23 protein-coding genes and 1 pseudogene are annotated in these 24,066 nt (G+C 46.3%); 8 read left to right on the top strand and 16 right to left on the bottom strand.

Annotated elements, in window-relative coordinates; translation table 11 throughout:
• The first annotated feature begins 169 nt into the window (after window positions 1–169).
• Entirely contained in the window at window positions 170–1,366 is a 1,197-nt protein-coding gene (locus O3S68_RS21970) for an AAA family ATPase (RefSeq protein WP_269232509.1), read from the top strand.
• A 7-nt stretch (window positions 1,367–1,373) separates the two neighbouring features.
• Window positions 1,374–2,351: a ParB family protein gene (locus tag O3S68_RS21965; protein ID WP_269232508.1), complete on the top strand. Its 978-nt coding sequence runs from the start codon at window positions 1,374–1,376 to the stop codon at window positions 2,349–2,351.
• A gap of 67 nt (window positions 2,352–2,418) precedes the next feature.
• On the opposite strand, the gene O3S68_RS21960 is transcribed toward O3S68_RS21965, so the two are convergent.
• The 8 genes from O3S68_RS21960 to O3S68_RS21925 all read right to left on the bottom strand — a co-directional run bounded on the left by O3S68_RS21960 (window position 2,419) and on the right by O3S68_RS21925 (window position 10,162).
• Window positions 2,419–2,637, bottom strand: a complete 219-nt coding sequence (locus tag O3S68_RS21960) for a hypothetical protein (RefSeq protein ID WP_269232507.1) — start codon at window positions 2,635–2,637, stop codon at window positions 2,419–2,421.
• 1,135 nt (window positions 2,638–3,772) lie between these two features.
• Window positions 3,773–5,047, bottom strand: a complete 1,275-nt coding sequence (gene umuC, locus O3S68_RS21955; protein ID WP_269232506.1) for a translesion error-prone DNA polymerase V subunit UmuC — start codon at window positions 5,045–5,047, stop codon at window positions 3,773–3,775.
• Entirely contained in the window at window positions 5,035–5,478 is a 444-nt protein-coding gene (umuD, locus tag O3S68_RS21950; RefSeq protein ID WP_269232505.1) for a translesion error-prone DNA polymerase V autoproteolytic subunit, read from the bottom strand. The genes umuC and umuD overlap by 13 nt, the downstream gene beginning before the upstream one ends.
• A 600-nt stretch (window positions 5,479–6,078) precedes the next feature.
• A protein-coding gene (locus O3S68_RS21945; protein WP_269232504.1) for an IS3 family transposase occupies window positions 6,079–7,247 on the bottom strand; the annotation gives its coding sequence in 2 pieces (ribosomal slippage) (window positions 6,079–6,998 and window positions 6,998–7,247; 1,170 coding nt in all).
• A 97-nt stretch (window positions 7,248–7,344) separates the two neighbouring features.
• On the bottom strand, window positions 7,345–8,481 hold the full coding sequence (locus O3S68_RS21940) for a hypothetical protein (RefSeq protein ID WP_269232503.1): 1,137 nt from the start codon (window positions 8,479–8,481) through the stop codon (window positions 7,345–7,347).
• A 76-nt stretch (window positions 8,482–8,557) separates the two neighbouring features.
• Complete coding sequence (locus O3S68_RS21935; RefSeq protein WP_269232502.1) at window positions 8,558–9,244, bottom strand: hypothetical protein; 687 nt, start codon at window positions 9,242–9,244, stop codon at window positions 8,558–8,560.
• A gap of 127 nt (window positions 9,245–9,371) precedes the next feature.
• Window positions 9,372–9,935 (bottom strand): hypothetical protein, encoded by a 564-nt coding sequence (locus tag O3S68_RS21930; protein WP_269232501.1) that lies wholly within the window; start codon window positions 9,933–9,935, stop codon window positions 9,372–9,374.
• Window positions 9,932–10,162, bottom strand: a complete 231-nt coding sequence (locus tag O3S68_RS21925) for a DNA-binding protein (RefSeq protein ID WP_331275958.1) — start codon at window positions 10,160–10,162, stop codon at window positions 9,932–9,934. The genes O3S68_RS21930 and O3S68_RS21925 overlap by 4 nt, the downstream gene beginning before the upstream one ends.
• Before the next feature lie 484 nt (window positions 10,163–10,646).
• Here O3S68_RS21925 and O3S68_RS21920 point away from each other — a divergent pair, with 484 nt between their 5' ends.
• The 3 genes from O3S68_RS21920 to O3S68_RS21910 all read left to right on the top strand — a co-directional run bounded on the left by O3S68_RS21920 (window position 10,647) and on the right by O3S68_RS21910 (window position 12,957).
• Window positions 10,647–11,603: a hypothetical protein gene (locus tag O3S68_RS21920; protein WP_269232500.1), complete on the top strand. Its 957-nt coding sequence runs from the start codon at window positions 10,647–10,649 to the stop codon at window positions 11,601–11,603.
• 461 nt (window positions 11,604–12,064) lie between these two features.
• Complete coding sequence (locus tag O3S68_RS21915; protein WP_269232499.1) at window positions 12,065–12,328, top strand: hypothetical protein; 264 nt, start codon at window positions 12,065–12,067, stop codon at window positions 12,326–12,328.
• A 2-nt stretch (window positions 12,329–12,330) separates the two neighbouring features.
• Window positions 12,331–12,957, top strand: a complete 627-nt coding sequence (locus tag O3S68_RS21910) for a class I SAM-dependent methyltransferase (protein WP_269232498.1) — start codon at window positions 12,331–12,333, stop codon at window positions 12,955–12,957.
• A 122-nt stretch (window positions 12,958–13,079) separates the two neighbouring features.
• Here the strand turns inward: O3S68_RS21910 and O3S68_RS21905 are convergent, their stop codons facing one another.
• Window positions 13,080–13,910: an oxidoreductase gene (locus tag O3S68_RS21905; protein WP_269232497.1), complete on the bottom strand. Its 831-nt coding sequence runs from the start codon at window positions 13,908–13,910 to the stop codon at window positions 13,080–13,082.
• Window positions 13,911–14,198: 288 nt separating this feature from the next.
• On the opposite strand from O3S68_RS21905, the gene O3S68_RS21900 reads away from it, so the two are divergent.
• Window positions 14,199–15,131, top strand: a complete 933-nt coding sequence (locus O3S68_RS21900) for an AraC family transcriptional regulator (RefSeq protein ID WP_269232496.1) — start codon at window positions 14,199–14,201, stop codon at window positions 15,129–15,131.
• Window positions 15,132–15,355: 224 nt separating this feature from the next.
• On the opposite strand, the gene O3S68_RS21895 is transcribed toward O3S68_RS21900, so the two are convergent.
• The 5 genes and pseudogenes from O3S68_RS21895 to O3S68_RS21875 form a co-directional block, all read right to left on the bottom strand.
• On the bottom strand, window positions 15,356–15,649 hold the full coding sequence (locus tag O3S68_RS21895) for a hypothetical protein (protein ID WP_269232495.1): 294 nt from the start codon (window positions 15,647–15,649) through the stop codon (window positions 15,356–15,358).
• Between the two features lie 67 nt (window positions 15,650–15,716).
• A complete protein-coding gene (locus O3S68_RS21890; RefSeq protein WP_269232494.1) occupies window positions 15,717–16,085 on the bottom strand; it encodes an STY0301 family protein in 369 nt (122 codons plus the stop codon).
• A complete protein-coding gene (locus tag O3S68_RS21885) occupies window positions 16,072–16,473 on the bottom strand; it encodes a BPSL0067 family protein (protein WP_269232493.1) in 402 nt (133 codons plus the stop codon). The genes O3S68_RS21890 and O3S68_RS21885 overlap by 14 nt, the downstream gene beginning before the upstream one ends.
• 401 nt (window positions 16,474–16,874) lie before the next feature.
• Window positions 16,875–17,173: pseudogene (locus O3S68_RS21880) on the bottom strand (transposase); the annotation flags it as partial.
• 121 nt (window positions 17,174–17,294) lie between these two features.
• A complete protein-coding gene (locus O3S68_RS21875; protein WP_269232492.1) occupies window positions 17,295–19,871 on the bottom strand; it encodes a bifunctional diguanylate cyclase/phosphodiesterase in 2,577 nt (858 codons plus the stop codon).
• Window positions 19,872–20,735: 864 nt separating this feature from the next.
• On the opposite strand from O3S68_RS21875, the gene O3S68_RS21870 reads away from it, so the two are divergent.
• Window positions 20,736–22,640: a methyl-accepting chemotaxis protein gene (locus tag O3S68_RS21870; RefSeq protein ID WP_269232552.1), complete on the top strand. Its 1,905-nt coding sequence runs from the start codon at window positions 20,736–20,738 to the stop codon at window positions 22,638–22,640.
• A gap of 387 nt (window positions 22,641–23,027) precedes the next feature.
• Here O3S68_RS21870 and O3S68_RS21865 read toward each other — a convergent pair whose 3' ends face one another.
• Window positions 23,028–23,204 (bottom strand): hypothetical protein, encoded by a 177-nt coding sequence (locus O3S68_RS21865; RefSeq protein WP_269232491.1) that lies wholly within the window; start codon window positions 23,202–23,204, stop codon window positions 23,028–23,030.
• A 426-nt stretch (window positions 23,205–23,630) separates the two neighbouring features.
• Between O3S68_RS21865 and O3S68_RS21860 the strand changes: the two genes are divergently transcribed.
• Complete coding sequence (locus O3S68_RS21860; protein WP_269232558.1) at window positions 23,631–23,759, top strand: hypothetical protein; 129 nt, start codon at window positions 23,631–23,633, stop codon at window positions 23,757–23,759.
• Window positions 23,760–23,837: 78 nt separating this feature from the next.
• Here the strand turns inward: O3S68_RS21860 and O3S68_RS21855 are convergent, their stop codons facing one another.
• Window positions 23,838–24,065: a helix-turn-helix domain-containing protein gene (locus O3S68_RS21855; RefSeq protein WP_269232490.1), complete on the bottom strand. Its 228-nt coding sequence runs from the start codon at window positions 24,063–24,065 to the stop codon at window positions 23,838–23,840.
• Between the last annotated feature and the right edge of the window lies 1 nt (window position 24,066).

The raw sequence follows: 24,066 nt of genomic DNA, 5'->3' as shown, positions 1-24,066 counted from the left end.
CCGGCAACACTGCTAGGGCTTGGCCCGTTTTCATTAACGCTTGTCCCCTAAAAGTACGTATCTGCAATGCGCAAGAAGCAGAAACTAACATTTCTTTGAAATGTTTACATTTGTGCTTTTATGTAGCATTATCGAATAAAATCATTAATCCTGCATAAAGGTACTTTTCATGGACCGTACTTCACAGCTTCTTAAAGTTGCCCAGCGTTCAGAAAAAATGCTCATCGGTCTAACAGATCAAATCAGAGCACAAAAGGAAGAGCTTAAGGAGAACGTTTTCTATCAGGTTTATGCAAAAGCAGCATTAGCCAAATTACCTAAACTCACCCGTGCAAACGTGGATTACTCAGTGAGTGAAATGGAAGAAAGCGGCTATGTATTCGATAAGCGCCCGGCGGGAACATCATTCAAGTATGCGATGTCTATACAGAATATTATCGATATTTACCACCATAGAGGTGTGCCAAAGTATCGCGACAGACATGGCGAAGCATTTACTCTTTTCGTCGGAAATCTAAAAGGAGGGGTGTCAAAAACCGTCTCCACTGTCTCATTAGCGCATGCATTGCGTACGCATCCTCACCTTCTTTTTGAAGACTTGCGAATTCTAGTAATCGATTTAGATCCTCAGTCTTCTGCAACAATGTTTCTTAACCACACACAGGCGGTGGGTATTGTGGAAACGACGGCTGCGCAGGCTATGCTGCAGAATGTAACAAGAGAGGAGCTGTTTAACGAATTTATCGTTTCTTCAATCGTACCAGGCGTGGATGTTCTTCCCGCTTCTATTGATGACGCATTCATAGCTTCTGCATGGTCAGAACTATGTTCACAACACTTACCCGGTCAAAATGAGCATGCCATTCTTAAAGATAATTTGATTGCGAAACTTAAGAATGATTACGATTTTATCTTCATAGATAGCGGACCCCATCTGGATGCGTTCCTCAAAAACGCCATTGCAGCTGCAGATCTACTTTTAACCCCGGTTCCTCCGGCTCAGGTTGATTTTCATTCGACACTGAAATACCTAACACGTGTGCCAGAATTAGTTAACATCATCTCTGAGTCAGGCTGTAAATGTAATCTTTTAGGAAATATCGGTTTTATGTCAAAGCTTTCTAATAAACCCGATCACAAACTTTGTCACAGCCTTGCTAAGGAAATCTTTGGAGGAGATATGCTTGACGTCGCCCTGCCCCGCCTGGATGGTTTTGAAAGGTGTGGCGAGTCTTTTGATACTGTCATATCCGCTAACCCATCGACGTATATTGGCAGCAGCGAAGCGCTGAAAAATGCCCGTGTAGCGGCAGAAGACTTTGCAAAAGCTGTATTTGATCGTATTGAATTTATCCGGGCAAACTGAGGGATCTATGAGCACGAAAAGAACAACGATTGGTCGGACTTTTACCCCGTCTGCACTATCTGAGACTTTGTCAGACAGTGCAGTTGAGCAAATCTTTACCCTTTCAACCGGACGGAAAGCCGTCTTCACGTTGCAAACCATCCCGGCAAATGAAGTGGAAGGTAAAACTTACGTATTGCAGGAAACAAATGGCCGCGATCAATCCGGTCTGACTCCTGAATCACTGAAGGACATTACATCCACCCTTCGATTGCAGCAGTTCTTCCCCTGTATTGGTATTCAGCGTGAAGAAGGTATTGAGATCATTGATGGTTCAAGACGTCGTGCGTCCGCTATCCTGTGCCACACGTCGTTAAATATTATGGTAACCAAGTCTCTGATTTCTGCCGATGAAGCACGGAAACTGGCAAAAGATATTCAGACAGCCAAAGAGCACAATATCCGTGAGATTGGGTTACGTCTTTTAGCACTCAAAAACACGGGCATGAGCCAGAAAGAGATTGCCCGGCTTGAAGGACTGTCGGAAGCAAAGGTTACGCGTGCTATCCAGGCTGCATCGGTTTCAGCGCAGCTAGTTTCGGTTTTCCCGGTTCAGTCGGAATTAGGATTCGCGGATTACAAGACGTTAGGTACGCTGGAAACATTGCTCAGCGCGAAAGATTTTTCTGTTGAGGATTTACTCGAAACCACCGCTCCGGAAGTCAATATCATCCTGGCCGATGAATCACTTGCTGAAGACGAGGTCAAAAACAGGATTATCAAAATCCTGACACGTGAAACAGCGGCTATGGCTTCTCTTAAGGGCAAAGACAAAGCGGTTGTGACGAATCTGTGGTCTTTCCCGGACAAAGATCGGTTTGCAAGAAAACGCAGTAAAGGACGCATGTTTGTTTACGAATTCAATCGATTACCGAAAGAACTCCAGGACGAGATCGATGAGGCTGTAGCAAATGTTCTTCAAAAACATCTCTCTCCTGATGCGTGAATGAGGTTTTTCGCCAGTGAAATTTCACACTTAACATGATGATTTACAATGATTTTTAATGTAAATTTCACTCTGAAATCGCCACGCTTTCATGATGTATTTCCCCTGCCGCGCCCGGAATTTCCGGGCTTGCCAAACCCATCAAACCCGGACAGATAAAACCTGTCCAGCTTTGCCGGGTTGCCAGTTTAAACCCTCTAAAATGCCAGCCTGCGATATGATGCTGTTGTGATAAAACAAAAATGTCCTTAAGAGTCCCCTGCATAATCAACTCATTCCCCTTCATAAATTATGCAACCCATTGTTCGTGTTCCATCAGGAAGATTTTCATGCATAGAGTCTTAATAGCGGAGCAAGAGCTGATTGCTAAAGAGATGCCTCTGTAGGGCTGGCACGTACTCACGGAAATCAACCATGACGCGCGGTTAACTAAAAGTTTGACAAGCGTGGTGAAGAAAAACAGAGCGGAAAGAAGCGGATTCATTTAGACAATAAGCATTCAGGAAGGTGGTAACCGGAGATTAAACGCAAGATCCAGGAACAGTAGCCTGAAATTTTATGCGCATAAAGATGTCATCAGAACATCTTTAAAAGGGACAAAGCAGGAATTACCGTGTGTCTGAAAAGGACAACTTCAGCAGCTAAACATCCATACTGCGAGTCACTTGCCATTCAGCGACGGTAAATATTATCCGTCGGACACCGGTAAGATGAGAAGGTAGTCCTGTCACATCACGCTGTATGCGATATGGCTTAATGATGCTGTTCGGGTATAACGCACGTAGAGTCGTATTTAAAATCATAAATATGCTTATCGGATTGTCTGCCGCCTCCCGTTTTTTGAACACGGAAAGCGACTTGTGCCAGCACGTAATTTGGCACTAAGGATGCCGCAAAAGCGATGAATCGAAAATAAACTATTCATTTTTCGTTATGCGTTGTTATGAAGCAAATGCTTCCGCCACTTCAATTGAAAGAATGATTGTTCCAAGGATGTGCTGATATCAGAAATTGGCATGAATATTCCGGCGAGGCGGGAGCTGAGCTGACAGGACAAAATCGCGGTTGTCACATAAAACTACGCGCAAATGATACCGGAAGCGGGATCCTTGCGCTGTTACAAAATTTGATATCCCTGTCGCGATAGCGGAGATTATCTGCCTGGAAAAGCCGGAGCGGAACGGTCATACAGAATGTTATGACCGGACTTGCCTTACGGGGATATAACGTTTTATCTGAAAAGGATGTGGAATGCAGTGCGTGAAACAACATGGTACTGTCAGGCAGAATAAAACAACTAAGCGCCATGAAATTATGAATACACTTGGCCCGGCCGGAAACCGGCTGGTGGGGAAAGTAAGTAATTATACAAAATGCCGTTAATTAAAAACGGCTATGCTTACCCCCTTCCCTTTTTTATCTCATCCGATACGAGCAAGGGGCAGGTCTTTCCAGCGAGTTGTGTAAGCCGGACTCAGCATCTCGCGCTTCATTTTCCAGCCAGGTGCAACACCACGGCCAGCAAACCACAAATGGGCGAGCCCGGACTGATTGATCCCGTCAAGCACTTTCATTAATTCCTGGCTACGTGGTTGTGGTGGTTGTTCATCGAAAAGATTGAGTTGTGCGATACCAGACATGCTGAAATCGTTGAGCATTACTCCAGCTTTGGCATAGCGGTGATCATTACGCCAGATGCGCTCAAGGGCACGTAACGCGGCGGCTATAACATCACGCGTATCCTGGCTGGGGGTCAAAAGCTTCTCGCTTGCCACGTTAGCATAATACGGTTCGGTCCTGGAGAACGGTGACGTTTTAATAAAAACCGAAATGTGGCTGCAGTATTGCCGTTCAATACGGAGCTTTTCAGCCGCCCGTTCAGCGTACTGGCAGATGGCTTGGCGCATATCTTCAAAGGTCGTGATCCGCTCACCAAAACTCCGGGAACACACAATTTGTTGTTTAGCCGATGGCACGTCTTCAAAAGAGATGCAACTTTCTCCATTCAATTCTCTGACTGTGCGCTCCAGAACGACATTAAAATTTTTACGAATAAAAGCTGTATTTACGAGTGCAAGCTGTAACGCTGTGGTTATCCTCATCGCATTGAGCTTACGGGCAGTGCGATTACCCACCCCCCATACTTCCTGGACGGGCTGGAGCGACAGTAACTTCGAGGTGCGGGTTTTATTGTCCGGTGTCAGCGCCAGCACGCCCCGGAAGGCCGGCCACTCTTTAGATGCCCACTGGGCTGATTTGGCCAGAGTTTTTGTTGGCCCCATTCCGACACCGATTGAGAGTCGGGTGCAGGCATAAACATGCTCACACAGCCGGGTGCCGAATGTTTCAAAATCAATGAGGGAATGTACGCCGTGAAGATCAAGAAACATTTCGTCTATCGAATATGGCTCAACGCGAGGTGCCAGTTCTTCAAGGCAAGCCATGACGCGGGTACTCAGACTCGCATACAGTGCATAATTACTTGAGAATACATACAGTTTTTCGGCATAGTGTTGCTCCCGAATTTTAAACCAGGGATCGCCCATCTTTACGCCTAAGCGTTTTGCCTGTTGAGAGCGGGCGATACAACAGCCGTCATTATTGCTAAGTACAATAACAGGCTTATCGCGCAGATCAGGGCGGAACACTTTTTCGCAGGATGCGTAGAAGGAGTTAACATCCGCTAGTCCAAACATTTTAGAAGCTCTCGTGTACGGTGAATGATATGTGTAACAACACCGAAAATGTTTAGTTCATCCGGGTCGGGGTAGAGGGGAGGAAAAGCCGGGTTCATAGGAAGTAATGCGATGCGCTGTCCAAGCTGAAGTCGCTTGACGGTAAATTCTGCACCAACGCTTGCTACGACGATATCACCGGAAACCGGTTTTTCGGCGCTGTCGACAACCAGTAAATCGCCATCAAATAAAAATCCGTCCTGCATACTGTCACCATGGGCACGAAGATAGTACGTCGCGCTGCGACGTTTGATGCAGTATTCATTCAGATCAAGCTCTTTTTCGACATAGTCTTGCGCAGGTGAGGGAAAGCCACAGGAAACTTTTTCAAGGAAAAGTGGCAAATTTATCGGCTTGTTGCCTTCTGTGGGTGTCAGCATTATCAGTTTCATAACACCAGACCTTATTTTTATGCTGTTTATACATACAGTATTATTAATTTGTTTGTTGAATGCTTTCAAGCGAGGCGGGAAGGCTTTCTTTTAATGGCCTGAAAAAATTATAAAAATAAATTTCGCCAAAAAGCATTTAGTGTAGCTGTAGTGCCTGTTTAGTGAGAGCAGAGGACAGAAACGGTAAAAAATGCCCCGGGCGAGCACTGAAATACTGCTACTGCGTAGCAGGCATATGCAGAGATATCGGTATCAATTGTGTTTCAGATGAAAAGAGCAAGAGGAAAGGCTTAAAACTACACATACCCCCGCAAGTTCGCGGTAACGACGGGAAGGGGAGGGCGGATAAGAATCGGCGAATCGGTCAGTTATAACGATATGCGTTGTGTCCTGCAGGAGCAAAGCCCTGTAGAAGTGAGCCCAGCCATAGACGAGAAGCCCTGGCTGGTAAGGCATTACTCACATCGTGATGTATCTCGTTACGGAAGGCTGGTCAACGAAAGCATCCAGCTTTGGCTCGTTGTTCTCTTCATCCTTAAATCTTCATTTTAAAAAGTGATTTTGTTCAATCACCTGCCAGGTCGTTTCGCTGTGTAGTGGTCAACAAAAACTGGCCACCGCTTTAGAGTTTTTCCAGTATCGACTTTCCGATTCGTTTGGGGGTAATCCACCGTTATAGTCATGCGGCCTTAGCGAGCTGTAATACCCGACGATATAGTCTGTGATCGCATGAGCAGCTTCGCTAAAGTTTATATAACCTGTCACTGGCACCCACTCGTTTTTCAGACTACGGAAGAAGCGTTCCATCGGGCTGTTGTCCCAACAGTTTCCACGTCGGCTCATACTCTGCCTGATCCGGCAACGCCACAGTAACTGCCGGAACTGCCTGCTTGTATAGTGGCTACCCTGGTCACTATGGAACATCACTCCGGCTGGTTTACCGCGAGCTTCCCACGCCATTTCCAGCGCTTTGATGGTCAGCTTGCTGTCCGGTGAGAATGACATTGCCCAGCCCACCGGTTTCCTTGCGAACAGATCGAGAACAACAGCAAGGTAAGCCCAACGCTTGCCTGTCCAGATATACGTCACATCGCCGCACCACACCTGATTCGGTTCTGTCACTGCAAACTGTCGCTCAAGGCGATTCGGGATAACGATGTGTTCATGACCACCACGTTTATACCGGTGGGTAGGCTGCTGACAACTCACCAGACCCAGTTCTTTCATGAGCCTTCCGGCAAGCCAGCGTCCCATTTTGAAGCCTCTCAGGGTTGCCATAATCGCGATACTTCTTGCGCCAGCAGAGCCATGGCTGATGTTATGCAGTTCCAGAACCTGACTGCGTAACACAGCTCGCCTGCCGTCTGGCTTTTCGGGGGTTTTCACCCAGTATTTGTAGCTGCTGCGATGAACCCCGAACACGTGGCAAAGTGTGACCACAGGATACTGCGCTCTGAGTTTCCCGATTAACGAGAACTGTTCAGGGAGTCTGACATCAAGAGCGCGGTAGCCTTTTTTAATATGTCGTTTTCCATTTCCATGCGTTGTAGCTTTTTCTTCAGCTCACGTATTTCAATCTGTTCCGGGGTTACAGGGGAGGCTTCAGGTATTTTGCCCTGTCGTTCATCCCGCAACTGCTTTACCCATCGCGTCATTGTAGAAAGACCCACATCCATAGCACTGGCCGCAGCTGCAACGGTGTAGTTCTGATCAAGGACTAGTTGAGCGGATTCGCGTTTAAACTCTGCGCTGAAATTTCTTTTTTTCATTGAGGCACCGGTAATGTCCTGAGGTGAGCATATCACCTCTGTTCAGGTGGCCAAATTCAGTAAACCACTACATACGGCATTTCAGTCCTCTTGGTCGCTATTTTCCGGTACGCTCCTGATGCAGACGTAACACCTCATCTCTCACTTTGTTAAGTTGAGCTCGAAGCGGATCAAGTGAGGTTTTTAACTTGTTGCTTCCGTTAAAAATTGCTTGATTGATGCGTACGTTAACCAGCTTATCTCCATTTTTATCTGGAGTAATTCGTACCCCTACACAAGTGAAAATTTCATCTCGGTAGTGCTGCTGCCGTGATTCCGTACTGAGTTCTACGTATATCCCACCGAGAGTTTCTTTCTCATGTTCACTGTTGTTTGGCAGTATAACTACCTTCAGCCCCTGCTTTTCCAGCGCTTGAGGTAACTCTGTTTCGTACAAATTGCCGTCTGATTTGATGGAGGTCAGAATCACGACATCGGGCCGGTCCTTAAGCTCCTTATCAATCACGTTGGCATGGAGGTCTCTTTCATCAAAAAGCAGGTTAATCAGCGTATTCATTTCATCGTTTAGGATATACAGAGGGTCACGTCGTATGTCCCCGGTGCGATCTTCCCTGATGAGACCCCAGTTGGTGAAGGTAAAGATGGCTCTCTGCGTCATTCCATTTTTCGTACTGGTTAACTCCAGTTCAGCATCCTCTCTGGTGTTATACCCTCTGAGCTCAAGAGTCTTACGAAGATATAATTCACGAGCAAACATAATCTGTTTGAAGGTCAGATTGTAAGTCAAATGAATAAGATGAAAGCGGGTGTCTCGATCAAGTGTCCCGGTGCCCAGTTTTACCAGTAGCCGTACATAAAACCAGATTTTGGATTTTTCATCATCCTGCAGGACCTTGCGCAGGACGGCAAGAAAGTCCTCTGCGGAAATATCAGCTTGGTCCGGTAGGGTCTTGGCAATTCCCGTTACAAAATCTTCGACACGGGCATGACGCTGCTTTTGCTCCATGTCCAGAACGGCTTGGTACCCTTCATCCAGCAGTGTTAGTACCGTCCCAACTCCCGGCATTTTTTTTAATCCCGATTTGACAACCTTGCCCAATATTTCCCTGATGCCTTTATCATTGTAGATATCCGCGACTTCATTCTGTATCCGACGGGGAATTTTGGACTTATTTATTACTAATGTTGACTCGCCGTTTTTGGCTTCGTTTACATTGTTATTTTGTGGTTTCATGTGGTTATATATTGTACTGTTTTATGTTATTAATATTATTGCTCAGGAGGTAAGTGGCTATTTACTTATAATTAATTCACGTGTTATGGTTCATGAAAATATAACCTTTTGTTGTGAGTATTGGCTCTATACCCAGTCTTGTGATCATATTTTCAGGGCCGATATTGTTCTCTAAATCATAGGTATCATCCAGTTCGGTAATGATTTGCTTACCAGACAGGGCATCGATCTCCCTGCAGGTACTGGCCACTATATTTGTTATATTATATACTGCGACATATAAATCATACCCCCCTGAATAGTAATGACCTTCATGCAGGAATTGTGGGTCTTTTGCGAAACCATCAAGGTTATCCATGACATAACACAATCCCGGGCTAAAGCTGACGATGGCTGCGATTTCCTCTTTTTTCCAGGGTTTTGGTTTTCCTTCTAGGAAGGATCGAATGGCCTTGGCAATGACACATATGGGTATAATGAGTAGTTCGCTATGACTCAGTAAAACGTTCTGCTGGCTGAAGAACAGTCTTGTCTCATGAACATCCCCTTCATGCTGAAAGTAATTCCTAAGCAATCTCAGTAGCTTGAATTCAGCATGATGACTGAAATCAACATCGAAACTTTTTTTACATCGGTCATTAACCGACTGGAGATTATTCAGGAAAGACAATAATGTGTTAATGTCCCGAGATCCTGAATATCTGAAGTCCATCAGTTCAAAACTGCTTTCAAAAAACCGATCAATAAAAGTATTTTCTTCCATAAAACTCCTCATCTCAGTAACAATGATTCATCTATAAAATTCTAATTCGATGATATCCTTCCGGTCGGTGTAATGATAACAGTTCATTTATCCCTCCCGGAACGTCCGTTCCGGTCTGCGACGCGTCTTAAAGAAAGGATAATAACTTTCTAGCTGCTAACCTGTTCTCCGCTATGGACTGTTCCCGCTCCACCCATTCAGGATCTGCCTTCAGGATTGCATCAGCGCGTTCCCGTAACCACACGTAAATGCCCTGCATACGATCGAGGTTAATCCGGCGGGTCTCTATTCCCCCTTCATACTGAGGGATTTTTCTCAGCAGCGTGCCAAGCACACCGCCGGTTTCGACGGGTTCAGCCGGGATGTAGTCTGTATATTCATCAAACTGATCCAGCGTCAGGTCGATGTACTCTCCGTTAAGTATCACAATGACATGGGCATGAACGGTGGAATTTTCAGCCTCATGGAATGATGGAGTGCCATACATAAACACAATGCCGGGTTCCCCTTTTTCTTTGCAGTCCTTCAGGTACTGTGCAAGGCAATTGCTGGCCAGAGCGCAGCTGCCACGCGGGAAGTTTTTCAGTTCACACCAGCGTGAACTTATCCTGTGCTCCTCCGGCAGCTCCCGGGCAGCTTCCTCCAGTGCCTGACGAAACGCCTTCACCCGGAACGCGGTTTCCTCCCTCATTTTCTCACCTTCCCGTCACCGCGGGCCAGGGTCAGCAGCTGCGCCTGCTCGGCGCGCTGCTCACGCCGACTGGCGCGGAACGCGCGCATCACCGGGGAGATATGCGACAGGGAGCCACCCCCGAGGTGCTGGCGGACCTGCTCGTTGGTCGGGTTCGGGGTGCCAGTGGTGATGAGGGCGGCGGCGTCCTCGATACGGCGGACGGTTTCGGGGGGCAGTGTGCTCATGACGGGCTCCGGGGTGGATAAAGGGTCAGTGACCGGATTTTACGCGCCGGGGAAGAATACATAAGGTACATAAAATACAAATAATACATATAGTACATTTCGTAAAATCATATCTCTAGTACATACACGCCGTACTCGTTTCCGCCGATGGATCCGAAAAAAGGTAAAGTCGGATGTGGATTGAAAAACCGTATGGAAGGGTGATGGAAATACGGCAAGAGGGAGTCAAAGCAAAAGGCAGGTAGGTACGGAAGGTTCACTTTGAGCGAGAAGCGGATGTATTACTCCAACTTGTTGTTCGTTACGCTTTTTTCATCAACTTTTATTAGCTATCTTAATGATACTTTTCTGATTCTGATGAAGTGAGATTTCGACCGTGCCTTATAAACTAAACAAACTACTTAGCAGAATATTCTTTAAATTGATTTTGCTTTGTTTGGCCCTAGCATTCATTAACATGATTTCATTTAAAAGCATGAAATTTATGACCATAATACAACCAGTATTCATAACTTTAGCTGTTATCTGGATGTCAGTTCCGTTAGCAATATCTGCTGCAATTTTATATCCAAGAGCTTGCAAACATTTCAAGATGAAAAGTTGGCGTTTGGTAGTGGAAATAAGGAGGTACTATAACCTCACACCAATTAATAGATTTGTTTTATATGTTGGCTCTTTAGCATTTATGGTTTCTTTCCTCAGCCAGTTTTTATTCGGTGGCGATTCTTTCTTCCTAACCGGATTTGCTTTTGTGGTAATGAGTGTTTCCTTTGCAATTGACATCTATAATCGCTGCATCTACATCTTTAAAAAAATATGGTCAGGATTATTAGGGAAGACCATAATCGCGTTGTTAGCAGCACTGTCATTTGTCATTACTAATTATTTATCTCGACGCTGGATTTATATCACTACAGATCTCGACCCTAAATTCTTCAGTGATTTTACTAATATAGTTAGCATTTTCTTCACGCCGCTTGCTTATCTAATCCTTGTAGGGATTTTTTCACTGGTAATTGTCATTCCCGAACTTATTGGAATAGCTTTAATGTCTTTGCTCACTCCCATTAAGGAAAATTTACTAAGAAATAAATTCAAAAATCTGGCGAGATTATCAGTAAGAATGAGGACAGGAAAGCGAATTGAAAGGCTCACTTCATCCGAACTGGTCTTATTAAACTCTAGAGTTCTATTTTTTAGAGTTTTTTCATCACCTATTTTCGTATGTCTCATTTTTTATACGTTCTCATGGACAAGCAGCATCACGGGATCCTTTTGGGATACAACCGCAAGGTTAGGTTTAGTTAATTATTATTATCATGCCGAAGGAAAAAGTCCTATATCTAATATGAAGTATTATAACTATGATGGGGAAAAGTTTTCCACAGCCATATTTAATGGAACTCGATGGGAGTTTTTCACTTTCAATAAGAAAAAATAACGCATCAATCGCAATTACTGTTAAAATATAATCTTATTGGATTGAGCGAGCATATTCTATGAAACCAACCATTCATGGAGTTCCAACATGCCTAAGGATAAGATCTTCCAAGTATTATTACTCGCTCCCTATGCTCCCCGTTGATGACCACTCATAGTGTTTGTAATGTCCGCTTCTGGCACGTAGCGGACAGGCTTCGTGACCATCATGTCTGCTCCTGGCACGAAGCGGTCACATGCACAGAGCTGCTTTAAGCGAGAAGCGGATGTCGAAATATCCTCTCATTCAGCGAGCTGCTGATGCCTCCTTCTGATGTCATATCTGCGTGATCTCACCTCCGTGAGCCTTGTTTTATACCTTCTGCGTTAGGCCGTGGAGCATCATTAAAAAAGAGACATTGCCTCTTTTGTAATCAATGTATACATTGTATACGCTGATTGCGAATTGATGCTGAGGAAAACATGAGCAGAAAAAATAATGTCGTCACCGTAAGGTTAACGGATGAACAAATGAAATTTTTCACAGAATGGAAGGAGAAATTAGAGGGCGAATTAGGGATCGATGTTCCTTTGGGAGCCGTTTTGCGCAGGGCGTTAGATGGCGCAATTCACCGGGCTAACCAGGCAAGGGAGCATGACGTCCGGGTGGAAAACAATACCGACGAACGTGCATCACGAACCGAAGCCGCGAACGCCTATATCAGCGACTATAAGGAAGGAAAATAATCATGGCCACCATCGACAGTCAGGCTCATCATGCAGGGTTCAGGGAGCATTATGCTGATAATGCCAGACCCGTGTGGGATATCGGTCATCCGCAAAAACCTTTCATTGAACGCGCCTCTGATATACGCGGGCCAATCCTGGATATTGGCTGTGGTACGGGTACGCTTGCCGTATATTTTGCCGGGCGTGGTGAGCAGGTTACCGGCATTGATTTTGTCGCAGAGGCTGTAGAGCGAGCTGTCGCGAAGACGAAGGCGGCCGGTCTTAACATCGATTTTATGGTTCAGGATTTTTTTACTCTTGGCTGCTGGGATCGTAAGTTTCAGACCATTACTGACAGCGGGCTGTTTCATATCTTTTCAGGTGATGAAGTGAGAAAGGTTGCTTACCTGGAAATTGTCAGTCAATTACTCAACGACGATGGCCGGCTTTATGTTCTGGCCTGCAAAAAAGAACCGGGGATCGATGGCGGTGTTAACGCGGATGAGATTTTTGACACCTTCCGTGAACGCTTTATTGTTGAGTCATTGCATGAATTTGAGGCCGAAACGGTCATTGACGCAGCGGAAAATGCTCCCGGCAGGCAGTGGCTGAGTTACTTTGCGGTGATTAAAAAACGTGAACGTTAACGGGGAAGTGAGAGCAAAACGCATTTAACCAAGGGCGGATATGGCGCTGCAGGCTGTCTTTTGCGGAGAAGGGCACCAGGTCGCCCCGGCTTTTATGCAGGACCGGGGCAGAAGTGCGTCGCTTACTCGATGTCCGATGACTTCGACAATTCCTGCCACGCCTGGGCGCTGTTGCGAAGGTCGTCAGCGCGGGAGAGTAATGTGTCGAAGGCGTTGGTGCCCGCAGCCCATCGTACCGGAGGATTTTCGGAATCGACCAGCCTGACCACGGCCTTGCCGAACTTGACGGGATCGCCGTCCTGGTGATGGTTGGCCTGTGCGAGCGCATCGCGTCTGGCTTCGCTGAACTGCTGGTAATCGTCAATGGCGACATCGCCGAACATGACCGAGGTCGCATCGAGAAAGTCGGTGCGAAACGGTCCCGGATGGATGCAGGTCGCCTTGATACCGAAGGGGGCGAGTTCGAGGCTCAACGATTCGGACCAGCCTGAGAGGGAGAACTTCGTCGCGCAGTACATGGATGCGCCCTCAAAGCCGACGATACCGGCGGTTGAAGAGATCGTCACCACATGACCTGAGCGCTGCGAACGCATGGCAGGTAACACCGCTCGCGTAACGTTAAACACGCCGAACACGTTAGTGTCGAACTGCTTGCGAATCAGCTCCGGCGAGAGTTCTTCGAAAGCGCCAAGCTGCCCGAAACCGGCATTGTTAACCAGCACATCAAGGCGTCCGAACCGGGTTAGCGCCGCCTTCACCGCGCTCTCTACCATAGCGTGAGAAGTCACATCCAACTGTACCGTGGCCAGTCGATCGTCGTATCCGGTTAGAACATCCAGGAGCTGTTCGGGTTTACGGGCCGTGGCAACGACATTGTGGCCCGCTTCCAGTGCCGCTCGCGCGATTTCGAGGCCGAGTCCGCGACTCGCGCCAGTGATAAACCAGGTTTTCATAGCGATTCTCCGGGTGAGCAAAACGTCCAAAAGCATCAAACGAAAGGCTATACACAACCTCCAGCCCAACAAAGATATGATTCTTCCTGTTTGTTGCCTAATTCTCTCGCGGTGTCTTTGGGTAGGGAGTGGGATGTCGTACGGACCAATCTAATCACCTAAATCGCTGGCTCATTCGTAACGGCACCAGGTAGGGCGGTTATTGCCGTAAATTGCCATTTTTCTGCTCTCTCATACACTATGAATGCATTCCACCTCAAAAAGCGACCATGCGGGGAGACACCTGCCGTGACAGATTTACTTGCCCATAATGCACGTCTTCGACTGGCAGCCCGGATCGGTGAGCTGACCGTCGATAGCGAAGTCCTGTCGACGGCGATTCCCGATGTCATTGTCTGCCGATGTGCCACTCCTGCTGCTCCGCAGGCCGTTGTCTATGAGCCGAGTCTTGCGATCATTGCCCAGGGTGGGAAGCGAACCATTGTGGGTAACGAGACATATGTCTATGACGAAGCACATTTCTTGCTGACTGCCATTGATCTGCCCACGATTGCCGAAGTCATCAATGCCTCAGAGGAGGCTCCCTACCTGTCTATCGTGCTGAAGCTCGATTTACAGGTTGTCCGGGAGTTGATTACGGAGATCGACATGCTTGACGTCGATCCGACCTTGCCCTCCACAGGTATGGCTATCGGTCCGGCGACGCCAGCTCTTTTCGAAGATGCCGCCCGGCTACTTGATCTGCTCAATACGCCTAAAGACATCCCCATCATGAGCCGGATTGTCATACGGGGCATGCTATATCGCGTGCTGACAAGCCCCGCCGGCGCACGGCTCCGGCAGATCGTTAACGCCGGCACTCAAAGCAATCGCATCGCCTGGGCCGTGAACTGGCTGCGGGAAAACTATCTGCAACCGCTTCGCGTCGAAGAGTTGGCGGCGATGGCGAACATGGGCGTATCGACGTTACACCATCATTTCCGGTTGCTGACGGCCATGTCGCCACTTCGATACCAAAAACAATTGCGGCTGCATGAAGCCCGGCGTCTGATGTTGAACAACGGCATCAATGCGAAATCCGCAGCCCTTCGCGTCGGCTACGAGAGCACCACGCAATTCAACAGGGAGTATCGTCGCCAGTTCGGCTCCCCGCCGATGACCGACATCCGGGCACTGCGCAATGGCGATACCGGCTGGACATTACCTGTTTTCAGGAACTAGCCACGGTCAGGTTCATCGCAAGCTGCAGCGAAGGATGCGGGATAATGACTTTCTGCAAATTAACCTGGTGTCTGTTTTTGGCACGAAGCTACCGTAGGTAAGGCCCAGGATTAGCTTTGAGCAAACTGCGGAAGTTCGTAATTTATCCCATAGTTGATGACGCGTGTTAATAAATGGGGGGCAGGTCATCAGCGGTGTTACGTGTCCAGAATGTTATTGATGACTTACGTGATGAAATGGCCCGTAAGGTTGCCGAATCTTAAAGTGAATACGGCTGGCACGCGCATCAGGTAGGGGTAAAGCATGGTAGACATGGAATCAGTATTGATTGAGATGGCCCGTCGCAGGACCATGAACTGAATGCCGCTGATAATCTGGAGATACGTTGCCGTGTGATCGGAACGCTCGCCACAAAGAAGCATCACCGCAACCGCTCCGGAATATCGATGGCGCAAGCCTGCGCCCCGGAGATAATCCTTCTTCATGGAGGGGGGCTGGTGACCCTGTAATTTACGCATTTCTCGTTTCTGTGGGAAATAAATTGCCAGAAACACCGGCAGGGCGATATCTGGCAATTAGACGGATTTATTCGCAGGAGGCGTAAAACTCTTCTTTGCTGTTTCCATACCACGCAGAACATTTCTGTGCTGTTGTGGGTACCTTTACAGTGGCAGTTTTATGTGTTCCCTTATACTGGCAAACAAGAAATACGGACGTGTTATGCTCCTTCGCATAATCCTGTGAGTCCTTAAGTGTCCATACCATTTCTTCATCCGTATCCGGCAATAATGAGGCCCTTTCTTCTGGCGGCCCGACGAAAACATCAACTAAATTCATTCGGTGTGTTTTGTTGCCTTCTTTTAAAACAGGCGGGCAGCTTACTTTTTCGGCAAAAACAGAACTGGAAAAAAGCAAGGCCACGCTACCTAAAATTAACGTTTTACTCCACGACATAGTAATTCCCTCCGACGTTTTCGGCGCGTGGTTGTTGAGTGAATCGGATTGTTCGCTGACTGACAGGGTGAGGTGTTTTTATTTTTTCGCCTCGTCTATCGGTACTGTGTCCCATCCACTGATCCAGAACCTGAATCCCATTTTCATCCTGTCCAGGATAAATTGCTGCGTGGGATCTGCCATCGGTATGATTTCCGTATCGACCATCGGCATCAAACGTTGCTATTGCTGTGCCCGGGGTAATCGATGTATTTCCTTTAACCTGTGCGCCGCGTCGCCATGCTGCCGTTCGCGGCATATTGGCTGCCTTTTGAGTAAACGCTACACACTGACCACTGCCAACCGATTGCCCGATATAAGCCCGTGGCGTTGCCGCTATGTAAGCCATTCCCTTTGTTCCTGTGTGGATTCGTGCGTCCATATTCTTTTACATGCTGGATTACAGGCAAGCAGAGAATGAGTGAGAATGTCTGATTGAGATTATTTATGGTAGGCGTCGACACTTATCCACTTGTCTAATCAGAAATGATGACAGCGGTCAGAGGGCTAATGCGCATCGTTAACCACGCTGCTAATTTGCAACTCATTAGGCCTCTGGCGCACACGCTCGTACAGCACGTCAATAGCTAACGTTGTCGCCAGGAGTGGTTCGCATCACTGTGTATTGCAGTTGATTTTTACCAGTTCCAACCATAAGAAAATTTATATTTAAATCAATAAGCTCTTTTCAACCCATTGCATGCTGACCCAGCACCCACCAGCGCAGGCGAACAGGCCAGCAACAGGGGTGTCACGGATAAAGGCGTACCTCAGTCGGACAGCTTTGCGAAGTACGCCGCGGCTTTTTTTAATATGTCCCGTTCGTCGGTAACCCGCTTCAACTCTTTCTGGAGACGGCGGATCTCCGCCTGAGCATCTGACGGTTCTTTATTAGTGGAAGAATCCGGACCGTACTTCTTTATCCAGGCATAAAGGCTTTGGGGGGTGATATCGAGACGTGTTGCAATGCCGGAAACAGAATAACCACGTTCAACAACCTGTTTGACTGCTTCAATTTTAAACTCTTCTGGATAACATTTACCACTCAGGGGCACCTCTCTTTATGCCATCTTAAATGACTCTGAGGTGTCTGATTCAGTCCGGAGGCCTTTGATAAGGCCTCTTCGTAAAGACTCTATACGTCTATGGTTGCGGGGTTCCAGAACCAGTCTAACTTTTTACTAATGACAGATTCAAATCGGTAATGGTAACGGGTTTTCCAAGAAAATAGCCCTGTACTTCATCGCACTTGTTCTTTTTAAGAAAAGATAGCTGATCGGCAGTCTCCACCCCCTCAGCTGTCACCTCCATTGAATAGGCTTTACCCAGATCAATGATTTTTTCCACCACCGACTGATTTTGTTGCGAGTCGCCCAGTGAAAAAATAAAGCTTTTGTCGAGTTTCAATCCGTCAAACTGAAACTTGCGCAGATAGCTCAGCGATGCATAGCCGGTACCGAAGTCATCAATCAAAATGCGCACGCCCATTTGTTTGAGGGTTTGCATGGTCTGACAGGTTTTTTCCGGATCGGAAAGCGTTACGTTTTCGGTCACTTCTATTTCAAGGCGTGTGGCCTCAAGACCGGTATCCTCAAGGATATTTTTTATCCTGTGTGCCAGATCGCTTGCCTGAAACTCAACAGGCGAAACGTTTACCGAAACTGATAACCCGGGCAATTTATCAAGCGTGTCGGAACAGGCTTTACGTATAACCCAATTGCTGAGGTGAATAATTTGCCCGGTTTCTTCAGCCAGCGGAATGAACTGATCCGGCATAATATTCCCGTGCTCCGGATGCCGCCAGCGAACCAGGGCTTCTACCGCTTCCACGTTTGACGTTCTGAGATTGAAGCGAGGTTGGTAAACCAGATAGAGCTGGCCTTCCTGAATCGCGTTCTTCAGTTCGGATCCCATTTTTCTGCGTTCTGTCAGTTTTTCCGACATGTCCTGACGATAATAAACCCATTTGTTTCTGCCGGATTGTTTTGCCTCATAGAGCGCAATGTCGGCAAAGCGTAAAAGATCGTTCGCGCTACTGCTGTCCTGTGGCGCCATGGCGATCCCCATGCTGACGCCTATCGTCACATCATTACCATCAATGGAGAAAGGACGGTTGAGTTCCTGCACGATGCGCCGGCAAACCTCTTCAACCTGGCTTAATTGACTGGTGTCGGCGAGGAGAATTAAAAATTCATCGCCTCCCTGCCGGGCTACAAAGTCACCGCTGCGTATACATTTTTTAAGGCGGGAGGATACTTCGCCAAGCAGGGCATCGCCAGTTGAATGCCCAAAAATATCATTCACAGGTTTAAACTTATCCAGATCAAGACAAATCATTGAAAAGAAGTAATCTTTTTCTTCTTTATTTAACTGGCCCGCCAGAAACTCTTTAATGTGATACCGGTTGGGGAGGCCGGTTAATTCATCATGCCGTGACAGGAACTGGACACGTTTTGTTGCCTCGACTTCAAGCGTAACATCGTTCGCAGCGCCACGGATAACCACTGATCCATCATGCTGAACCACAAATTTTGCAAGCAGGGTGCAATAGCCCGTAGTGTTTTTTGAGTTGATGTACGGGCAGTTCTTAAATGCTAGCTGCCCTGATAATTCCTGGCGGCGTAAAGAGTTCTGTAAAGCAATCCTTATTGAAGGAAATAATTCATCGAGACGGCGGCCTGTCCATTCAATATTATCAAAACCTGTTACTGTGGAAAAACGCTCGGATAGCCATACTATCTTCAAATTTGTATCCGTTTCCCAGAGCCAGTCGCTGGTTGTCTCGCTGACATCCCTGAATCGTTTTTCACTGATAACAAGTTTTAGTCGTGCCTGCTCGAGAAGAAAGCTGTTTTCATCATTAATCCTTGCCTTGAGCATAATACGGCGCATTAATATTACCGTCATACATATAGTCAGGAGTACTGAGAGTACCAGTAATGGCAGGAGAAAAATTATCAAAGCCTTACCCGGGTTTTCACTGTCCCAGGCAATGCGCACTGCGCCATTTTTAAGGGTTAAGGTAAAACCTGCTCGGTTTTCTGTCTGAGAAATACCTTTGACAGGCAAAGTGCGAACGTTCTTGATCCCTGCATCATGCCCAATAGTAAGCAGCTTTTCGGGCGTGAGTTTTTCGATAAATACCATGGTTGACGGGGGGCCAGGTAAGGTGACCACACTCATATCGCTGCCCGTTGTTATCCATACGGCAGAAACAATGGCCGGAACGGAATCTATCTGAATTAACTCCGACACGGGAGTTCCATGATTTTGGCTCAGTTTATTAAGCAAATCGTTTTTTGTAGATATGCCTGCCCAGCTATCCAGATCTTCCAGCCTTAGTTTTCCGTCAAGCACGCTGTAGCGGGTGCTCCCTTCGGGGGAGAGGATGAAAACGCCTTCGTAGCCAAAATTGTCATAAAGCGACTTACCCAGGTTCTGTTTATCCCAGGCCCAGGCCTGGTCGATTGTTATATGAAGGTGCTTATAAGCTGCCCCCCACTCAGCATAGTCTTTCAGTTGGTTACGTATATTTTCCTGACGCGTGAGTAGCGCTTTTTTTAGAAAAAATTCATCACGCCTGTCATTAGTTGTATTGACGTTATCCATAATTGCAAGCAATGAAATAATCGCGATGATAAAAATACCCATCAATAGCGAGACCATATAGGTAAATGTCTTATTTATGAGTCTTCTGGTTTGCTCGGTGTCTGAACCACCGACATTTAGTATGGATATACTCATCATTCGCCTTGTTATCTGAGATGACACCAACTCCTTTCGATTTCTCAGTTATCGGCGCGTAAGATTAAATATTTATAGTTATGAATGAGATATAATTTCCTTTGATCTTATTAGATAATAATCAACCTGCTTATCTTAACCCACTGATTCCAATGTCTTAGTTCGGGCCTGGAACTTGATATGAAGGATTTTTACTTCTTCAATAAGCGTAAAAATTATATTGAAACCGGAATCTGTTTCTCTGCTTGTGGGTTGATGAAATGAGTGCCGTTCGGTGCTGTCAATTAAAAAATATCTAAATGTGTGAGTTTAGCCCCTCTTTTAAGCGGTGGCTTTGTATAATCAGCTAATGATTATCCATATAGTGATAATTCTGCGAAGTTAAAAAGTATGTTTTCTAATTACTCGATGCTGGCCATTTTATTCATCATACATATATAACGGCGTTTAAATATGAAACGCCATTCTAAATCTTATCCTTTTAAAAAGATGTGTTTTTTCATCGTGTTACTGGGGTTTTGAATTTGATTCATTTTATAATTAGCAAAAATTTTATTTATGTGCGGAAAGTTTTGGTCGTAATTTTAAATTTATAAGCTTATAGCTTATTAGTATATGTGATTTATATATCATCGCTCATTAAAATATATTGGTTTTTTAACTTCTTTTCAGGCAAGCTTGCTTTTGAAGAACATAAATGATGGATTAGTCTTTATCTCATGGGTTAATAACGCAGGAAGCATATCTCTTTCTTTTACTGCGAGGCTAAAAAACTCATTACTAGTCGGCTCGAAAAATAAAAACCACAACATTATAAATAATAAGCGTTTATCGCTTTATGCACACGCTTCAAATCAGGGCAATATTATGAAACTCAATATTTTATCGTTAAAAAACCTTCCCGTCGCAGCAAAGCTGTATGGTGGTTTTTCTATCCTTATCGTGATTATTATCATCTCTTCGCTGACGAGTATTTACCAGGCCGAAAAGATACAGGATCGTGCGCATAAAGAGAAACTGATAACGGAAATGCATGATGAACTTAATGCGGCGAGACGAAACCGTCTTACCTATCAGATAAATCATGACGAGCGTACAATTCAGGAAAACAAAGCTGCATTAGAACGGATGCGCCAGATGGCAGTTACCGGAGATTCGTTTATCTGGGCCAAAGAAACGCGTATTCTTTTTGCTGAGTTAACACATAACTTACCAGTCTATAATGACGAAAGAGATTCCTTTGTCAAACTCGAACAAATAACCCAGGAATCATCAAAGAGGCTGACAACTCCTGCATTAAGGTCCGATCTGGATAAACTCCTTGAAACAATATCAGAGAGTGGACTTTCGGTGAAAGAAAGCTTTCAGGTACAAACTGCACTGAATCATCTTTGGGATGATGTTTATCAAATCCAGTCAAGCGATGGTGCTCAGGGCTGGTCAGAATTTACGCTTGCCCAAAAAGCCGCTTCCGATATGGCTCGAAATTTCGCCGGTGTGCTTCCTGCGGAAACTAATACCTCATTAACTCTCTTTATTAACAAGTTACAGTCAAATGTGAAAGCCTATGCCGAAGCCCGGCAAAACTCACTCAATGCCTCGGATCAGTTAACCGTCACTGCGAATAAGCTCGATACCGCTATGCAAAAACTGATCGATTTTCAGAACATCAATAACCTTTCAAACATTCAGCGCGTCATCATTATTATGATTGTGGTTGCTGTTTGCGCGGTCGTAACCGGGATCCTTGTCGCCTGGCTCCTTACGCGTCAAATGACCCGGCAGATACATCATAATCTGACCCTGGCGGAGAAGATTGCCAAAGGTGATTTAACCGGTGTGATTGAGCCCCAGTCAACAGATGAGCTGGGCCGACTGACGATGGCGATGGCCACCATGAACGATCGGCTTCGTGAAATGATTGCGCAGATTAAGGAGTCGGTGACGCAAGTTGCAAATGCGTCCTCCGAAATCTCTGCGGGCAATATTGATCTCGCTTCCCGAACTGAAGAGCAGGCTGCCGCAGTAGTGGAAACCGCAGCCAGTATGGAAGAACTGACTTCAACTGTTAAACGTAATGCAGAAAATGCTCGTGAAGCGAGTAAACTGGCTGGTGTGGCAGCGGATCATGCCCGTACAGGAGGGGGGATTGTCTGGGATGTGGTCAACACTATGGGCGCCATTACCGAGAGTTCGAATAAAATCACTGAAATTATCAGTGTCATAAATGGTATATCTTTCCAGACCAATATTCTGGCGCTGAACGCAGCGGTTGAAGCCGCAAGGGCAGGTGAGCAGGGGCGCGGCTTTGCTGTTGTTGCAGGTGAAGTGCGTGCTCTTGCCCAGCGTAGTGCGAATGCGGCTAAAGAAATAGCCGATCTCATTAAAGAGTCTGTTGACCGTGTACATACCGGCTCTGAGATGGCAAATAAAGCTGGAAGTACCATGGAGCAAATCGTTGCTTCAGTAACGAATGTCAGTGGGATTATGAGTGAAATTTCTGATGCCTCAGACGAACAAAGTCGGGGTATTGATCAGATTGGTAAGGCTGTGACTGAACTGGATTCCACAACGCAGCAGAATGCCGCACTTGTCCAGGAATCTTCTGCTGCTGCATCATCACTTGAAGAACAGGCGAGCCAGCTCTCTCGACTCGTATCAGCATTCCGATTGATGAAAGAGGACCGTGAAAGATATTCCGGTTCAGCTGTGGCTAAGGTTCTTCGTCCAGTAACGGTTACAGCAAACAACGGTAGCTGGGAGTCTTTCTGATATAGCCACCTTTAATGGTTACAGTCCGGTCGCCGCTTTATTCATTCGGTTGGCCGGACTGATTATTAATTTTCACATCGTAAAAAAGGGCTATCTTTTCAGTAGAATAGTCCATTTCAGCAATGTTCATGTGCACGCTACTGCTCTCTGTCCTGAATTTACAGAGGGTAAACATTTGCGGGAAATAAATACATTAAGAACCAGGTCTCAATGCAGACGATGATCTTATCAGGATGACATCCATTCATCGGTTGACAGGGCATTGGTTTTGCCCTGTCAGCAGGTTCATGTGTTATGCATTACGCAATGATGCTGTACCTTCTTCATGACCATACCCGATTTGCTACACTTGATTACTTATAAATTGGCCCGTAATCACCAGGTATCCTATTCACTCTTTGATTCTAACAAACGTTTTATCGCTTCGAGCTTTGCTGTCTGACGTCGCATTTCCAGCAGCCGGAGCGCGTCGAAAACCTGACCTTCATTAAATTGAGCACGACTCAGTGTGCTCATATCCTGATTCAGCAATTCCAGTTCATCATCAGTTATCGGTGGTCTCATTCTGTTCTCCTGTTCATTAGCTGTTTAGAAACAGATTAGGATAAATGGTGTGTGGTAGAAAGCCGGTTAAGGAAAGAGATATTCATCAGCGAGTTAATATGATGATGTACTCATCTTTTGATTTCGCCAAAACAAAAGTGAGAGACGGATACAATTATCGGCGTCTGCCTCCGCATGCAGCCGATCGGCATAGAACTGCTAATATGTCTATATAAATCAGCACTGTTCCTTGGCAGAATCTGCCACGGAGTATGGAAGATAAGTTAATGCTGGTACGCCTGCTTATGGTACAAAGCAATGTGATGTGCTTCAGGATACTAAGGTCCGCTTTGAGTGGGGAGCGGAAGCACATTATTGTCATCTTAACAGGGCAACCATTATTAAATTTCGTGTGTTAATCTTCCGGGAGCAGGTCACTATGATTTTATGCGAACCAAACAGGAAGCTGTGTCCTGCCTGAAGCTGACATTGCTGAACCCGACCGTTTGTCTGGAGGACGTCAAAGTTCTGCTGGCAAGTGTGGTTGCCTGTGGTCAGCAGTTACAGAACGCCTGATTCGCCTCGTAAATAAAAAAAGCGGACAGCAGCGATGTTGTCGGCTTTTTTATTGTCTGCAAAACGAGTCCCGGTGCGTCACTTTTTGTCTGGCGCAGCGGGGTCGGGTTCCCAGGAGATAATGTCACCGGGCTGACACTCCATGGCTTCGCAAATTTTCGCCAGCGTATCGAATCGAATCCCCTTTACTTTACCGGACTTGAGCAACGACAGGTTTTGCTCGGTGATGCCGATAAAGGCTGCCAGCGCTCTGGACGTCATTTTTTTCTCTACCAGCAGTTTGTCCAGATGAACCACCACAGCCATT

Origin of the sequence: Kosakonia sp. SOY2 (genome assembly GCF_027109175.1) — a bacterium.
In the GTDB taxonomy this organism is placed as follows: domain Bacteria; phylum Pseudomonadota; class Gammaproteobacteria; order Enterobacterales; family Enterobacteriaceae; genus Kosakonia.
The sequence above is the reverse complement of the archived record's forward strand: the minus strand, read 5'-3'. Positions and strand labels throughout refer to the sequence as shown.

Coding starts and splice junctions, on each gene's coding strand:
- O3S68_RS21970 (WP_269232509.1), top strand. CDS start 170: ATGGACCGTACTTCACAGCTTCTTAAAGTTGCCCAGCGTTCAGAAAAA.
- O3S68_RS21965 (WP_269232508.1), top strand. CDS start 1,374: ATGAGCACGAAAAGAACAACGATTGGTCGGACTTTTACCCCGTCTGCA.
- O3S68_RS21960 (WP_269232507.1), bottom strand. CDS start 2,637: ATGAAGGGGAATGAGTTGATTATGCAGGGGACTCTTAAGGACATTTTT.
- umuC (WP_269232506.1), bottom strand. CDS start 5,047: ATGTTTGGACTAGCGGATGTTAACTCCTTCTACGCATCCTGCGAAAAA.
- umuD (WP_269232505.1), bottom strand. CDS start 5,478: ATGAAACTGATAATGCTGACACCCACAGAAGGCAACAAGCCGATAAAT.
- O3S68_RS21940 (WP_269232503.1), bottom strand. CDS start 8,481: ATGAAACCACAAAATAACAATGTAAACGAAGCCAAAAACGGCGAGTCA.
- O3S68_RS21935 (WP_269232502.1), bottom strand. CDS start 9,244: ATGGAAGAAAATACTTTTATTGATCGGTTTTTTGAAAGCAGTTTTGAA.
- O3S68_RS21930 (WP_269232501.1), bottom strand. CDS start 9,935: ATGAGGGAGGAAACCGCGTTCCGGGTGAAGGCGTTTCGTCAGGCACTG.
- O3S68_RS21925 (WP_331275958.1), bottom strand. CDS start 10,162: ATGAGCACACTGCCCCCCGAAACCGTCCGCCGTATCGAGGACGCCGCC.
- O3S68_RS21920 (WP_269232500.1), top strand. CDS start 10,647: ATGACCATAATACAACCAGTATTCATAACTTTAGCTGTTATCTGGATG.
- O3S68_RS21915 (WP_269232499.1), top strand. CDS start 12,065: ATGAGCAGAAAAAATAATGTCGTCACCGTAAGGTTAACGGATGAACAA.
- O3S68_RS21910 (WP_269232498.1), top strand. CDS start 12,331: ATGGCCACCATCGACAGTCAGGCTCATCATGCAGGGTTCAGGGAGCAT.
- O3S68_RS21905 (WP_269232497.1), bottom strand. CDS start 13,910: ATGAAAACCTGGTTTATCACTGGCGCGAGTCGCGGACTCGGCCTCGAA.
- O3S68_RS21895 (WP_269232495.1), bottom strand. CDS start 15,649: ATGCGTAAATTACAGGGTCACCAGCCCCCCTCCATGAAGAAGGATTAT.
- O3S68_RS21890 (WP_269232494.1), bottom strand. CDS start 16,085: ATGTCGTGGAGTAAAACGTTAATTTTAGGTAGCGTGGCCTTGCTTTTT.
- O3S68_RS21885 (WP_269232493.1), bottom strand. CDS start 16,473: ATGGCTTACATAGCGGCAACGCCACGGGCTTATATCGGGCAATCGGTT.
- O3S68_RS21875 (WP_269232492.1), bottom strand. CDS start 19,871: ATGATGAGTATATCCATACTAAATGTCGGTGGTTCAGACACCGAGCAA.
- O3S68_RS21870 (WP_269232552.1), top strand. CDS start 20,736: ATGAAACTCAATATTTTATCGTTAAAAAACCTTCCCGTCGCAGCAAAG.
- O3S68_RS21865 (WP_269232491.1), bottom strand. CDS start 23,204: ATGAGACCACCGATAACTGATGATGAACTGGAATTGCTGAATCAGGAT.
- O3S68_RS21860 (WP_269232558.1), top strand. CDS start 23,631: ATGCGAACCAAACAGGAAGCTGTGTCCTGCCTGAAGCTGACATTGCTG.
- O3S68_RS21855 (WP_269232490.1), bottom strand. CDS start 24,065: ATGGCTGTGGTGGTTCATCTGGACAAACTGCTGGTAGAGAAAAAAATG.